Genomic DNA, 13,152 nt, shown 5'->3' with positions numbered 1-13,152 from the left:
TCCGTGCGGAAGCGGCGAGCGGCACGGGACGTGAATGAGCCGCGGTGATAAACTCGGGCGTTCCATCACGCGCTCGACCCCTTCTTATGGCCTCCACCATGAAGCGCTTCCTCACCTCGCTTTCCCTCCTCTCCTCGCTCGCGGCTGCGTCTGTCCTCGGCGGCGCATGCAGCATGCAGTTCGAGACCGCTTCGCTGGCGTCCGATCGCGGGGGCGACAACTTCGCAGGCACGGGCCCGGAGGTCGAACCGCCCCCCACGGGCGGCGGCGCGGGCGGGAACACGGGCGACATCACGTTCCCCTCGCCGAACCCGGCGCCCGACGGCAACACGTCGTACACCGAGCTCTGCGGCGCCGGCTGCATGTCGGGCGAGAGCGCGCTCGGATGCAGCGTCGCGATGAACCCCGAGGACGGCGCGCCCCTCGTGTCGTGTCAGATCGTGCCGACCCCGAACGGCGCGTCGGCCCAGTGTTTGACGCCGGGCTTCTCGCAGACCGGCGACCCGTGCACACGCGCGAGCGACTGCGTGCAGGGGCACGGCTGCGCGCTCACGGGCTCGAGCGTCGGCTCGTGCAGGCCCTACTGCTGCGGCGCGGTCGCGGCCTGCCCCGAGGACACGTACTGCGCGCCCGCGCCGATGGCCGACGACACGCTGAACGCCGCGCCGCTCGCCATCCCCGTGTGTATCCCCGCGACGGAGTGCACGCTGCTCGACGACACCTCGTGCCCCGCAGGCCAGACGTGCACGCTCGTGCGCGAGGACGGCACGACGAGCTGCGTCGATCCGGGCGCGGGTTACCTCGACGATCCGTGCCCCTGCGCCGCGGGTTACCTCTGCGTGGCCGCGTTCAAGAAGTGCCTCGCGCTCTGCCACACGGGCGGGAGCGACTGCCCCGACGGCATGTTCTGCCAGGGCGGCGCCGACAGCTTCCCCGACGGCATCGGCGTCTGCGTGAAGTAGTGTGATCGAAGCGGCCTGGGCGGAGCGCCCCGCGCGAACGCGTGGCATCCTCCGTCCGTGCAGCGCTCCCTCCTCCAGTACGCGATCTTCCTCGGCGTCTTCGCCCTGCTCGTCGGCGCGGTCCACTACTACCTCTGGCACCGCATGTTGCGCGCGCCGGCGCTGCACGCGCGCGTGCAGACCTGGGGCAAGCGCCTGCTCGTCGGGCTCGGCGTCGCGCTGCCCGTGGCGCTGATCTTCGGGCGGACCTTGCCGCGCTCGTTGTCCGCGCTGCTCTCGTTCGTCGTGTACTCGTGGATGGGGATCGCCGCGCTGCTCGCCTCGGCGCTGCTCCTCAGCGAGCCCATGCGCGCCGCGGTGCACGCGCTCTCGAAGTTCTCGGCGCGCCCGCTCGACGAGGCGCGGCGCATGTTCCTCTCGCGCACGATCGCCGGTTCGGCCGGGATGATCACGTTTGGCCTCGCGGGCTCGGGCGCGGCGGAGGCGCTCGGCGAGGTCGCGGTGCGCAAGGTGCCGGTCGCGCTGCGCAGGTTGCCGAAGGAGATGTCGGCCTTCCGCATCGTGCAGCTCACGGACGTGCACATCGGCCCGATGATCGGGCGCGCGTGGCTCGCGGAGATCGTCGGCCGCGTGAACGCGCTCGATCCTCACGTCGTCGTCATCACGGGGGACCTCGTCGACGGCTCGGTCGAGGCGCTGCGCGAGCACGTCGCGCCGCTCGGGGATCTACGCGCGAAGTACGGCGTCTACTTCGTCACGGGCAACCACGAGTACTACTCGGGCGTGGGGCCGTGGATGGAGGAGCTCGCGCGGATCGGCGTGCGCGTGCTGCACAACGAGCGCGTGACGATCGGCGAGGGCGCGGCGAGCTTCGACCTCGCGGGCGTCGACGACTGGACGGGCGGCTCGTACGCGAAGGGCCACGGCCCCGACCTCGCGAAGGCGCTCGCCGGCCGTGATCCGAGCCGCGAGCTCGTCCTGCTCGCGCACCAGCCGCGCCAGATCTTCGAGGCCGCCGCGGCGGGCGTGGGCCTGCAGATCAGCGGCCACACGCACGGCGGGCAGATCTTCCCCGCGACGATGCTCGTGCGCCTGCAGCAGCCCTTCGTCGCGGGCCTCGACAAGCTCGGCGACACGCAGATCTACGTCAGCCGCGGGACGGGCTACTGGGGCCCGCCGATGCGCGTGGGCGCGCCCGCGGAGATCACGCTCCTCGAGCTATCGTCCGCCGCAGCAGGCTGAAGATACGCGCCCCGAGCTCGGGCGCGCGGAAGGGCTTGACCACGTAGTCGTCAGCGCCGCTCGCGAACGCCTCGACCATGTCCTGGCTCGACGCGTTCGCCGTCAAGAACAGGACCGGCAAGCTCACGTTGAGCTCGCGCCGGATCAGCCGACAGAGCTCGATGCCCGTCATCTTCGGCAGGTTCCAGTCGAGTACGAGCAGGTCGAAGCGCTCGCGCTGCACGGTCTCGAGCGCCTCCTCGGCGCTCGTGCGTGTCGTGACCACGAGGCCCACGGCTTCGAGCATCGCGCTCACCACGTCGCGGATGTCGGGGTCGTCGTCGACGACGAGGATCTGCGCGCCTTCGCCGCCCTTCGGGGGCCACGAGCGCGGCAGGCTCGGCGGCAGCTCGATCTCCGGCTGCGAGGCGCGCAGGGGCGGCGGCCGCGACGAGGGGCGATGGAACGCCTCGATCGCCGCGAAGTCCGAGAGCCTGCGCCAGTCACGAGGTTCGAACGCGAGAAGGGGACCCTCCGGGCCGATCGAGGCGCGCGCCGCCGCGGACGTGGCCCGTCTCTCCGGACCGACGTCGAAGATGGCGAGCACCCACTCGCCGTCTTCCACCGATTCGCCGGAAGGAAGGCCGAGCTCGAGCTCGGAGTCCCCCGCCGAACCGATCATCTGCTCGAACTGCCGAGGGTCGGGAAACCGATAGCAGATGCTCCGCACGCGCACACGCTACACCCAGTCGGGCGACAGAGCTACGGGGCTAGCGCGCCGCGGTACGTCCGACTAAGCTCGCGCCGCGATGGCCCTACTGCGATGGTCGCCACTCCTCTTGGCCCTCCTCGGGAGCGGCGGCGCCTGTCATGGTTCGTCCGAGCGGACGGATTCGAAAACGGCTCCCTCCGCGACGCCCGATCCGAGCATCCCGGGCATCGACCTCGGCCAGCTCACGGCCCGGGAGAAACGCGACTGGCAGGCGCAGGTCACGACGCTGCTCGCCCCCTGCCCCGAGACCCCGGTCCCGATCAGCCAGTGCGTCCAGGAGAACCGGGCCTGCAAGGCGTGCCTGCCCGCGGCGAAGTTCCTGCTGAAGCAGGTGCAAGCCGGGCGTAGCAAGTCCGAGCGCGAGGAAGCGTACAAGGCTCGCTTCGATCCCAAAAAAGTGCGGACGCTCGTGACCGACGGCTCTCCCGAGCTCGGTCCTCCCGACGCGCCCGTGACCCTCGTGGAGTGGGCCGACTTCGAGTGCCCCGCGTGCCGCGCGTTTTACCCGGTGGTCGACGACCTCGTGAAGCGATTCCCGGGCCAGGTCCGCGCGGTCTACAAGTTCTACCCGCTCGCCATCCATCCCCACGGGGAGATCTCCGCGCGCGCGGCGAACGCGGCGTTCAAGCAGGGCAAGTTCTGGGAGATGCACCATCTCCTCTTCGACAACCAGGACAGACTCGAGCAGTCCGACCTCGAGAGCTACGCGAAGAAGCTCGAGCTCGACCTCGGGAAGTTCCGCGCCGAGATGGGCTCGGACGACACGGTCAGCCGCATCGAGAAGGACAAGAAGCAGGCCGACGGCGTGGGCCTCGACGGCACGCCCACGGTCTTCATCAACGGCCGCGAGGTCGACCTCGGCAAACTCACGGATCTCTACGGCGACCTCGAGGAGTGGATCCAGCTCGACCTCGAGCTGCTCGGCATCAAGCCCGCGCCGGCGCCCGCGAAGCCCGCGAGCTCGGCGATCCCCGCGGCAGGTTCGGCGGCACCGGCAGCAGGTTCGGCGGCACCGGCGGCGGGTTCGGCGATCCCTGCGGCAGGTTCGGCGGCACCGGCGGCGGGCGCGCCCAAGAAATGAAGGTCGCCGACCCTTGCGGCTGCTTCCCGACGGGGAGGCACTACCCCGGCATCGCGCACCTGCTCAAGGTGCGCGCCGTCGGCGTCGCCTCCGAGCTCGACGCGAGCGCGCCGTGGATCGATCACCCGATCGCCTTCCTCGACGTCGAGACCACCGGCCGCAACGCAGCGGTGGACCGGCTCGTCGAGGTCGCCGTGGTCATCGGCCTGCGCGGCGACGTGGTCGCGCGCCATAGCTGGCTCGTGAACCCCGGCCGCCCGATCCCGGCCGAGTCCACCGCCGTGCACGGCATCCGCGACGAGGACGTCGCGGACAAACCCGCGTTCCCCGAGATCGTCGGCGAGCTCCTGGCGACGCTCGCGGGCGCCATCCCCGCCGCGTACAACGCCGTCTTCGACCGCGGCTTCTTGCTCGCCGAGCTCGAGCGCGCCGGTGTTCGTCCGGAGAACCCTCCACCCGCGATGCGCCGCGAGGTCGACTGGATCGATCCGCTCACCTTCGCGCGCGAGCTCTACAAGCACGAGGGCAGCCGCGCGCTCGGCGACATGGCCGCGCTGCTCGGCATCGAGCTCGTCAACGCGCACCGCGCCACGGACGACGCCGAAGCGGCGCTGCGTGTTCTTTACGCGCTCGCCAAGGATTCACGTGTCCCTCGCGCGTACGGCAGCTTCATCCAGGAGCAGCGCCGGCTCCTCCGCATGCAGGACGAGGCGCGCGCGCGCTGGCGCAGGCCGAGCTAGGTGAACGCGCCGGACAAGAAGCGACGCCTGCCGCTCGTGCAAGCGGGTCCGCCGCCGGACGAGCCCGACGCCGAGGATCGGCCGCCGTGGCACTGGTCGGGGATCGGCGCGGTCGCGACGTTCCTCGTCTGGCTGCCGCTCGCGGCGATCGCGGCGAAGCTCGGGGCGCGGATCGTCGATCAGGCCGAGCTCGGCGTGCCGGTGCCGGAGGGCGCGAGGACGGCGGTGCCGCTCTCGGCGCAGCTCGCGCTGATCGGGCTCCAGCTCGCGGGGTTTCTGGTGGCGACGCTCTCGGGCGGGCTGCTCGTGGGTCGATTCGGCGGCAAGGCGGGGCCGAAGGAGGGCGCGGTAGGCGGATTCGTGGCGGCGGCGCTCGCGTGGGCGCTCGCGGCGGCGGCGCCGACGCCGGGCCCGGGCGCGCCGATCTGGGCGGCGCTCCTCGTGCTCCTCGGCGGGCTCGGGGCCGGGTGCGGGTTTCTGGGGGCGCGATGGGGGTACACGCGGCGGCACCCCGCCGAGCGTCGAGGCGCCGGAACCTAGCGTTTGACGGGTCAAACCCGTTTTTTCTTGCGCTGGCGGAGTGGTCGCACCGCCATTCTCCATCGTGGACGGAGCGCCCCTCCTCGGGTCGTGTCGTGGCCGTGCTGCAGGCGGCGAAGGGCTTTTCCGACCCTGAAAACTTGTGTAGGATGGCCGCCATGAATGCGAGCGCCACCCGCGCGGCCGAGGTCGCGCATGCGATGTCCCAGTGCATGAACCTCCTCTTCCTTTTCGCGGCGCCTCGCGTGTTCGCCTCGGTCCGCTCGAGCAGCCCCGAGGCGCTCGCCTCCGCGACGGAGACGCTCCGCGCGTTCGTGCGGACGGCGGAGGGCATTCGGGCTCGGAGCGGCTCGTTGTCGGGTGACGTCGAGCGGGTGGTCGAGGCCGCGACGCTCGTGGAGGCGATCTGCGAGGCGCTGCCCGGCGGCGCGCCCACCGAGGAGGAGCTGCCCCCCGCGGTCGTCTTGCCGGCCCGCCGCACGCTCGCCGTGCTCGGCTTCCCCGGCCCGCGGGAGGGCTGGGACGAATTCGAAGGATTCTTCGTGCCGACGCCGCCGATGCCCAATTAGCAGGTTTCGGCTCCCACCCGGAAAATTCCACACTTCAAGCAACCCGCGACGTCGATCCGCCCGTCTTTGCAGAGCGGGATCGGCACGATCCCGGCCCGCACCACGAGCCCGTAGGTCTTCACGTCGCGACGCGGGTTGATGGCCGTGACCTCGGCGACGTCGTCCGAGAGCTCGATCGACTCCCCCGCGCGGAGGGTGATGTCGGGTAACGCGATGGGTCCGCCGAGACGAACGGTCCAGCGCGTGGGCAAGATTCCGTCCCCGATCCAGCATTGAAAACGGCTGCCTCTGGGGATTCGACGGCCGGCCGCGCGCCCGTCCCGGCCCAGCGTGAAGCTGATGAGCTCGCCCTCTTCGTCGAACGAGAGCACCTCCCGCCCGTCCACCCAGGTCCCGTCGATCTCCACCTCCGGGCCGAAGGCGCCACGCAGGCTCGACAACCGGCCCGAAGGGGCGAAGACGAGGCTCGCCCCCGGGCGGACCGTCATCCCGAGCAGCGGGATCGGCCCGCCGAGCACCACCTCGCGCAGCCGATCGTCCCGGCGCGGATCGAGGAAGCGGTCCTCATTGAAATGGAACGTCGACCCCGGCGGCACCGCGACCTCGCCGACGTACACCGTCGAGACCGAATGGACCCGCCGGAGGCGCCCCCGTTTGTCGCGCATTGCCCGGACGAGATCAAACGCGCCCCCCTGCGGACCGAGCCCGACGTTGCGGAAGTCCGGCGGCGCCAGCTCCTCGGCGACGGAGGCGCGCGCCGCGTCGAGCGCGGCGACGAGCCGCGCGTGCAGCCGAAAGAGCCGCTCCTCGCCGAACCGGGGCCCGAACACGTCGGACTCGTTGTCGAAGCCGGGATCGGCGTGGAGCTCGCGGATCACGAGCCCCCACGGACGCGCCTCGTCGAGGTCGTAATGGACGTCGATGTCCGCGTCGAGCAAGGAATGTCGCCGCTGTACCCGGACGAACCACAACCGATGAAGCGTGAGCCGGATCCCCTCCCGCCCGATGCGCAGGGAATACCGGCGGCCCGCGGACGCAAAGGCAACGACACCGAGGAAGCCGAGGTCGGAGGGCGAGGGTTCGGAGAAGAGCAGCATGAACAGCCCCCCGAGCACGAGCGAGACGACGCCCCCGAAGAGCGCCCCCACCTCGTCGAAGCCGTCGCAGTGCGTCTCGCCGTTGGTTGTCCGGACGAACATCGTTCCAGGGCAAACTGTATAGATGCAGGCTTCCCGTTCGGCAACCATTCGTTTGTCCAGGTGAGCCCCCCGTGCGTCCGGCCGAACCTGTCCCAGGCGCACGCCGGCGCCGCGGCCGGGCTTGGCGCGGACGGCGCGTCCAGGATAGGCTCGGCGTATGTTGCCGCCCTGGGAGCACCCCGACTGGTACGACCTGCACGACACCACCTGGACGGCAGGACCCGAGCGGGAGCCCGAGCACTACCGCGAGCTCGTCCTCGCCCTCCCGCCGCTCGACGCCGACGCCCACCTCGTCGACGTCGGCGCCGGCACGGGCAAGCTGACGCGCCTCATCGCGGCGGCGTACCCCGAGCTCGGCCGCATCACGCTCGTCGAGCCGAACGTGCAGAAGATCATCCGCGCCGAACGTTCGCTCGCCGAGGCCCTCCCCCACTCCTCGACGCGTATCAAGTCGATCACGCAGGGGCTCGGCGACGGCGCGCTCGCCATCACGCCCCTCGCCACGGTCGTCACGGCGGGCAGCGTGCTCATGCCCGTCATGGAGCTGCGCTCCGGCACGCTGCGCGACGGCCTCGCCTGGCTCGATCGCGCGCTCGCCGAGCTCGCGGCCATGCTCGCGCCGATGGGCGCCTTGTTTCTCGCCGAGACGCTCGGCGCGCCCTGGGCCCGCGGCGGGCTCGACGGGCCGGTGCGCAGGCTGCAGCTCCCCGAGCTCGAAGAGCGCCTCGACGCCGCGGGCCTCTCCTCGATCGAGTGCACCTACCGCTTCCGCGACCGCGTGGTGCTCCGCGCCCAGCGCGCCCTGCCCGGCAAGGACGAGGGCGACGGCCACACGACGCGGGTCATGACGAGCGCCGGGACGAGCACGCGCGGCTGAGCGACCCTGCCCGGGAAAACGTTTTTTACGACGAACCCCGGCGCCCGCTCATTTCCCGTGCCCCGGCCCGAGCACGAGCTCCATCTTCGCCACCGGATCGAAGTTCTCGACGTGCGGCGGGTGGTGGCACTGCGACACGCACGACTGCGGATCGGGCTTCAGGATGATGAGGTCCTTCGCGTCCGGCTTGCGCGCGTGGAGCGACCCCGGGCCGTGGCACTCCTCGCATTGCACGCCCTTGAACTTGTCCACGAACGTGACCGTCGAACCGCCGGGTTTGTCGTAACCCGTCACGTGGCAGCTCACGCAGTCGAGGTTGAACTCCTTGTGGTCCTTCTCGAGCGTCTCGTAGGCCTTCGCGTGTGTCGTGCCGTCGTAGACCTTGCGCTCCTCGTCGTGGCAGACCGTGCACGCCTCGACGCCGATGAAGCTCGCCTTCCCCTCCGCGGCGGGCGCGGGCTTGCGGTCCGCGAAGGCCGTGCGGTTGTGATCGTTCACGCGCTTGTAGTAGTCGACGAGCTTCGTGGCGATCGACGGGTCGGCGCCGAGCTTCTCGCGCACCTCGACGAGCTTGTAGCGGAAGAAGCTGCCCTTCGGCGCGGGGCTCGGCGCTTCGAGCTTCGCCCGCTCGGCGCGCAGCTTCTCGAGGTCCGCCTTGCGCGCGGCGAGATCCTCGGCCTTCACCTTGCCGCCCTTCTCCCAGGACTGGATACGCGTCTCGAGGTCACGGATGCGGTTCGCGACGGAGACGAGCTCCTCGGCGCGCTCGATGCCGCTCGCGTCCGCGAACGAGAGCGGCTCCGCGTCGCGCCCGCGCACGAAGAGATCCACCACGCCCACCGTCTGCAGGTGGTTCGACGTCTCCACGACGAGCGTCGAACCCACGCGCATCGGCGGCTTCGGCGCGTCGTTGTTGTGGTCGGCCTCCTGCGGCTTGCCGAGCACCAGCACCGCGAGCTCCGGGATCGCGTCCGCGAGCCGCAGCGCCTCGCCGCGCGGGATCGCCGCCAGGCCCACGAGCACGCGCGCGCCCTGCTTCTTCGCCTCCGCGATCCCCGCGCGCATCGCGTCGAGCGCGGGCTTCGTCGTCACCCCGTCGGGCAGCTTCCCCGCGCGATCCCGCGGCTCGGCCACGCCCACGATCCCGATCTTCACGCCCGACACCTCGCGCACCACGACGCCCGTCACGCCGGCCACGCCCTCGACGTTGCCCGCGAGCAGCGCCGATCCGGCCGTCGACACGTACTTCGACAGCGCCTCGCCGCCCGCCGCCCAGTCGTTCAGGCCCGGGGCCCAGGCCACGAGCCCGAGATCCTTCGCCGCCGCGGCCAGCGTCTCGGCCTTCCACGACTGCTGCGTCACCTGCTCGGGCCGGAGCGTGGGCTCGCCGAAGAGCATCGGCCCCGCGCCGAGCACCAGGCTCGAAGGCGCCGCGGCCGACTCCGCGCGGAGGAAGGCCGCCAGGTGATCGACGCCGCCGAGCTGGTCCTTCGTGCAACCACAAGGCTCGATCGCCCCGGCGACCGTGCTGAGCAGGTAGAGCCGGACCGTCGGCTGCGTCGGGGCCGCGTCGTCCTCCGCGGTGACGGCGGGAGGCGTCCGGCACCCCTGACACGCCGCCACGGTAGCTCCGAAGACGAGAGAGATGACGAGAGCCGTGCTGGGGAGCGCGCGAGGCATCGGCAGGCTTGTAGCACAGCGCGCCGCCGTCCGGAGCCGGGCCGCGGAGGCCGGAGCTAGGCGCGTGAGCGTCGGGAGGACTTCGGCGGCGCCGCGTATTCGTGCCCGAACACCTTGCGATCGAGCGTTCGGCCCCGCGCGTCCCGCAGCGAGAAGCGCCACCGGACGTGCACCCGCTCGCCGAGCTCCAGCGTCGGGCCCCAGACGAGGTGGTCCGCGAGGACGCGCGCGGGCAATCGAACCCGCGTGCGGCCGACGAAGACCTCTCGATCGGGGACGAGCATCACCTCGCCCTCGCCGAGCACCTCGTGGGTTGTATCCTCCAGCGCGTAATGCAGCACCGTCGGCACGTGCGCGCGGCCCTCCAGGGAATAACGCACGGTCGCGGAGAGCCGCGCGCCCGAAGCGACCCCGACGACGGTTCCTTTTCCAATCCCGGCGTCGGCCTGGCAACGCGCGAGCGGAAAATCCCCGAATGCGCCCATCCGCGCGGGCATGAACGTGGCGTGCCACCTCTTCTGAAGAATGCCCGCCGACTGGTCGAGCGCCCGCATATCCGAGATGTACTTGGCGCCCTGGAACTCCAGGTCTCCGTCGGCGGTTTGCAGCGCCTCGAGCAGCGCCCCCGTGAAGCGCGCCCGCCCCTCGCCCTCCGCGCCTGCCCCGATCCGCGTGGCCCGCGCCGCCGCGATCCGCATTCCCTTCCGGGCCCGCGCCACCGCCTCAACCCATTGCGGCACGACCTCGTCATCGGGCACGGCGCCGACCACGAGGTCGAGCACGAACAGCACCGAAGGCGCTGCGATGCGCTCGAAATGGCGAGCAAGGATGTCGGCCCCGAGCCACCCGTCCGCCACATGCAGCCCTTTTTCGCTGGCCCGGCCGGAGAAATACACCACGAAAAACGGCGACTTCTCGCGGCAGGCCGCGTCGAGCGCGTCCTTCACGGCCTTCTTCGTGGCCCTGTTGCCCACGAGACACGTGGCCACGGTGCCTGGCGGCGCGAGGGCTCCGCTGAACAGGCGGAACACGTCGCGGGCGTTAATCTCTTCACATCCGAGCTGCGACTTGCCGGGCACCCCGAGGCAAACGACACGATGACTGGCGCTGGGCGGAGCCATGGCGACTTCCCGGGCGCGCGCGCAGGCCCGAGCAGCACGTCCGGGCGCGGCGCGACCTCGGCCGGATACTGAACTAAGTTTCAGTACATGTCAACCGGGCTCTCGATCCAGGTTCGTCGCGAGATCCACCGCCGAAAAACCCTTGAAGTTCCAGCGGACGAACGGGCGTGACGTGGGTTCGGACACCTGTTCGGGAGCACCTCGACCGGAGCGTACAGGGTGCGGCTGTTCAGTAGTACAGCGGATGGCTCCGGTCGAGGCGGGGTGGGGCGGGTCGGATCGCGTGTCAGGCGGTTTGGCCGTGCTTCTTGGCGTGGTGGCCCTTGTTTTTGCCCTTGCCCTTGCCCTTGTGGGGCTTCAGCGAGCGGGCGAGCTTGCGGACCTCCTTGGCCTCGTCCTTCGTGACCGTGCCGTCCTGCCCGACGCGCTTGGCGGCGGCGCGGATCTCGGTGGCCTTGGCGTCGAAGGCCTTGCGGAGGCTCTCGCGCTTGGCCTCGGGGACGTTTTTCGCCTTCATGCGGCTCTCCATGCGCTCGCGGACCTTTTCGATGCGCTTGTTCACCTGCTGCTCGAACCTGTCGGCCGGGATCGGGAAGGCGGGGCGCTTCTTCTTGCCGGCCTCGTCCTTGGCCGCGGCGGGGGCGGCGTCCGTGCCCGCGAAGGCGACCGTGGGCGCGGCGACGAAAGCGAGGCTGAGGGCGACGGCGAGGGGGCGGAAGAACGAGGCGAGGTGCGTCATGGCTGGCTCCTTGGACAGCGCCTTGTCGCGGCGCTCGCGAAGAGGAATTGCACGACCCGTGCCGACCTCGTTTCTGCCACGGATCTGCGATTTCAGCGAGAAATCGGCTGCGGAGCGCGCGCCGCGGCGCCGGGCTGCGGAGAGATCGGCGCGGCGCGCGCTCCGCACCACGCGCGCTGTCAGAAGACCGGAGGCGTGAACGGCAGGATCGTCTTCAGGTCCTTGTCGTTGAAGCGGAGCTGAAGGCCGATGAAGTAATCGCGCCGGTCGGCGTTCAGGATGTCGTCGACGCCGCCGAGCAGCCAGAGCTTGCGGATGAACTCGTACGCGAGCGCGACCCTCCAGCGCGGGGAGATCTGCTCGCCGAAGCCGAAGAGGTCCTGCCGGAGCTCGAAGCGATCGTCGAGCAGGTGCATGTCGAGGCCGAGGCCGCCGGTCGACTCCATGATGCCGAACCGGCCCGTGAAGGGCCCGAGGCGTTTGGCGAACTGGAACGAGAAGCGGAGGGCGTTCGTCGTGGTCGTGCGGACCTCGCGGTAATGCGGCGGGTCGTTCGGGTTCGTCGTGTCCACGTCGATCTGCTCGAACGTGGTGAGGCCGCGCGGGTCGTTGACGAGCTGGATGAGGTAATACTTGTCCTCGGCCGGCTGCAGGCGGAGCTCGACGTAGCTCTTGATGGTATTGGCGAGGAAGTTGTAATCGGTCCGCAGGCCGACGACCGTCTGCAATCGGCCCATGCCGCCGACGAGCTCGCCCACGTCGCCGACCGCGCTCTCGACCTCGTTGATGAGCGTCTCGTCCTTCGAGAGCTTGCCGAGCGTGCCCTCGCCACGATCGATCCGCGCCGCGACGTTGTCCGCGTGGGCGAGCGCGCTCTCGAGCGAGGTCGTCGCCTTGTCGATCCGCGCCGCCGCGCTGCGCAGCTCCCCCGCCTTGCCGCCGTCGCCGCCGTTCGCGCTCGTCATCTTGCGGACGTCGCCCGTCACCTGCCGCAGGTTGTCGAGGATCGCGTTGATGTTCGGCTGCGAGTTCTGGGTGATCGTGTTGATGTTGTTGATCGTGTCGCGGACCGCCGTGCGGTTCTCCTTGACCGTCTCGTTCAGCGCCTCGGTAACCTCGGCGAGGTTCTTCAGGATCTTCTCGAGCTGATCCTTGCCCTGGTCGCTGCCCACCGTGCCCTTCAAGGACTCGGTGACCGTCTTGACGTCCTTCAGGATCTCCGAGACCTGCCCCTGCAAGGACTGGATCGAGGGCTCCTCGATGTAGTTCTTGATCTGCCCCTGGTCGGGGATGCGGGGCAAACCCTCCGTCCCGGGCGCGAGCACGATGTAATATTCGCCGATGAGGCTCGTCGCGCGTTTTCCAATGGCCGCGTCGTCGAAGAGCGGGGCCGTCGGGAACATCTTGATGTCGACGCGCGCTTTGCCGCCGTCGAGCCAGATGCGGTCGACCGTGCCGACCTGGATGCCCTGGATCATCACGCGCGAGTGCGGCGCGACGCCCGTGACGTCGGGCAAATGCGCCCAGACGCGATAACCGTTCTCCGTACCCGCGTCCGGCGAGATGAAGCGATACGCGCCCCACGCCGCCGCCGCGAGCGCGACGGTCATCAGCCCGACCTTGGCGCCTCTATTGACCTCGATGCCCAAGC

At 70.5% G+C, this 13,152-nt stretch carries 13 protein-coding genes; 7 read left to right on the top strand and 6 right to left on the bottom strand.

What is annotated here, in order from left to right:
• Positions 1 to 98 precede the first annotated feature (98 nt).
• On the top strand, positions 99 to 962 hold the full coding sequence (locus GF068_RS33620; protein WP_153823618.1) for a hypothetical protein: 864 nt from the start codon (positions 99 to 101) through the stop codon (positions 960 to 962).
• 57 nt (positions 963 to 1,019) lie between these two features.
• Positions 1,020 to 2,204 carry a metallophosphoesterase gene (locus GF068_RS33615; RefSeq protein WP_338046680.1) on the top strand — a complete coding sequence of 395 codons (1,185 nt, stop codon included), beginning with the start codon at positions 1,020 to 1,022 and terminating at the stop codon, positions 2,202 to 2,204.
• Here GF068_RS33615 and GF068_RS33610 read toward each other — a convergent pair.
• Positions 2,167 to 2,913: a response regulator transcription factor gene (locus GF068_RS33610; RefSeq protein ID WP_338046679.1), complete on the bottom strand. Its 747-nt coding sequence runs from the start codon at positions 2,911 to 2,913 to the stop codon at positions 2,167 to 2,169. The genes GF068_RS33615 and GF068_RS33610 overlap by 38 nt on opposite strands.
• A 79-nt stretch (positions 2,914 to 2,992) precedes the next feature.
• Between GF068_RS33610 and GF068_RS33605 the strand changes: the two genes are divergently transcribed.
• From GF068_RS33605 to GF068_RS33590, 4 genes are all read left to right on the top strand, one after another.
• Positions 2,993 to 4,036, top strand: coding sequence for a DsbA family protein (locus tag GF068_RS33605; protein WP_153823617.1), 1,044 nt, complete (start codon positions 2,993 to 2,995; stop codon positions 4,034 to 4,036).
• Entirely contained in the window at positions 4,033 to 4,776 is a 744-nt protein-coding gene (locus GF068_RS33600) for a 3'-5' exonuclease (RefSeq protein WP_153823616.1), read from the top strand. Before GF068_RS33605 ends, GF068_RS33600 begins: the two co-directional genes overlap by 4 nt.
• Complete coding sequence (locus tag GF068_RS33595) at positions 4,777 to 5,316, top strand: hypothetical protein (protein ID WP_153823615.1); 540 nt, start codon at positions 4,777 to 4,779, stop codon at positions 5,314 to 5,316.
• 158 nt (positions 5,317 to 5,474) lie between these two features.
• Positions 5,475 to 5,885, top strand: a complete 411-nt coding sequence (locus GF068_RS33590) for a hypothetical protein (protein ID WP_153823614.1) — start codon at positions 5,475 to 5,477, stop codon at positions 5,883 to 5,885.
• Here GF068_RS33590 and GF068_RS33585 read toward each other — a convergent pair.
• Positions 5,882 to 7,084: a hypothetical protein gene (locus GF068_RS33585; RefSeq protein WP_153823613.1), complete on the bottom strand. Its 1,203-nt coding sequence runs from the start codon at positions 7,082 to 7,084 to the stop codon at positions 5,882 to 5,884. The two genes, GF068_RS33590 and GF068_RS33585, sit on opposite strands and share 4 nt — an antisense overlap.
• Positions 7,085 to 7,241: 157 nt before the next feature.
• Here GF068_RS33585 and GF068_RS33580 point away from each other — a divergent pair, with 157 nt between their 5' ends.
• On the top strand, positions 7,242 to 7,961 hold the full coding sequence (locus GF068_RS33580) for a small ribosomal subunit Rsm22 family protein (RefSeq protein ID WP_153823612.1): 720 nt from the start codon (positions 7,242 to 7,244) through the stop codon (positions 7,959 to 7,961).
• A gap of 48 nt (positions 7,962 to 8,009) precedes the next feature.
• On the opposite strand, the gene GF068_RS33575 is transcribed toward GF068_RS33580, so the two are convergent.
• From GF068_RS33575 to GF068_RS33560, 4 genes are all read right to left on the bottom strand, one after another.
• Positions 8,010 to 9,641: a multiheme c-type cytochrome gene (locus tag GF068_RS33575; RefSeq protein ID WP_153823611.1), complete on the bottom strand. Its 1,632-nt coding sequence runs from the start codon at positions 9,639 to 9,641 to the stop codon at positions 8,010 to 8,012.
• A gap of 56 nt (positions 9,642 to 9,697) precedes the next feature.
• The gene (locus GF068_RS33570; protein ID WP_153823610.1) at positions 9,698 to 10,762 is read right to left on the bottom strand and encodes a hypothetical protein; all 1,065 of its coding nucleotides are present in this window, start codon (positions 10,760 to 10,762) and stop codon (positions 9,698 to 9,700) included.
• Between the two features lie 286 nt (positions 10,763 to 11,048).
• Positions 11,049 to 11,501 carry a hypothetical protein gene (locus GF068_RS33565; protein WP_153823609.1) on the bottom strand — a complete coding sequence of 151 codons (453 nt, stop codon included), beginning with the start codon at positions 11,499 to 11,501 and terminating at the stop codon, positions 11,049 to 11,051.
• Between the two features lie 179 nt (positions 11,502 to 11,680).
• On the bottom strand, positions 11,681 to 13,150 hold the full coding sequence (locus tag GF068_RS33560) for an MlaD family protein (RefSeq protein ID WP_240807767.1): 1,470 nt from the start codon (positions 13,148 to 13,150) through the stop codon (positions 11,681 to 11,683).
• Positions 13,151 to 13,152: the final 2 nt, after the last annotated feature.

Source organism: Polyangium spumosum, assembly GCF_009649845.1.
Taxonomy (GTDB): Bacteria; Myxococcota_A; Polyangia; order Polyangiales; family Polyangiaceae; genus Polyangium; species Polyangium spumosum.
The sequence above is the reverse complement of the archived record's forward strand: the minus strand, read 5'-3'. Positions and strand labels throughout refer to the sequence as shown.

What these genes read in the sequence shown, in the direction of transcription:
- GF068_RS33620 (WP_153823618.1), top strand. Translation starts at nt 99, where the DNA reads ATGAAGCGCTTCCTCACCTCGCTTTCCCTCCTCTCCTCGCTCGCGGCT.
- GF068_RS33605 (WP_153823617.1), top strand. Translation starts at nt 2,993, where the DNA reads ATGGCCCTACTGCGATGGTCGCCACTCCTCTTGGCCCTCCTCGGGAGC.
- GF068_RS33600 (WP_153823616.1), top strand. Translation starts at nt 4,033, where the DNA reads ATGAAGGTCGCCGACCCTTGCGGCTGCTTCCCGACGGGGAGGCACTAC.
- GF068_RS33590 (WP_153823614.1), top strand. Translation starts at nt 5,475, where the DNA reads ATGAATGCGAGCGCCACCCGCGCGGCCGAGGTCGCGCATGCGATGTCC.
- GF068_RS33585 (WP_153823613.1), bottom strand. Translation starts at nt 7,084, where the DNA reads ATGTTCGTCCGGACAACCAACGGCGAGACGCACTGCGACGGCTTCGAC.
- GF068_RS33580 (WP_153823612.1), top strand. Translation starts at nt 7,242, where the DNA reads ATGTTGCCGCCCTGGGAGCACCCCGACTGGTACGACCTGCACGACACC.
- GF068_RS33575 (WP_153823611.1), bottom strand. Translation starts at nt 9,641, where the DNA reads ATGCCTCGCGCGCTCCCCAGCACGGCTCTCGTCATCTCTCTCGTCTTC.
- GF068_RS33570 (WP_153823610.1), bottom strand. Translation starts at nt 10,762, where the DNA reads ATGGCTCCGCCCAGCGCCAGTCATCGTGTCGTTTGCCTCGGGGTGCCC.
- GF068_RS33565 (WP_153823609.1), bottom strand. Translation starts at nt 11,501, where the DNA reads ATGACGCACCTCGCCTCGTTCTTCCGCCCCCTCGCCGTCGCCCTCAGC.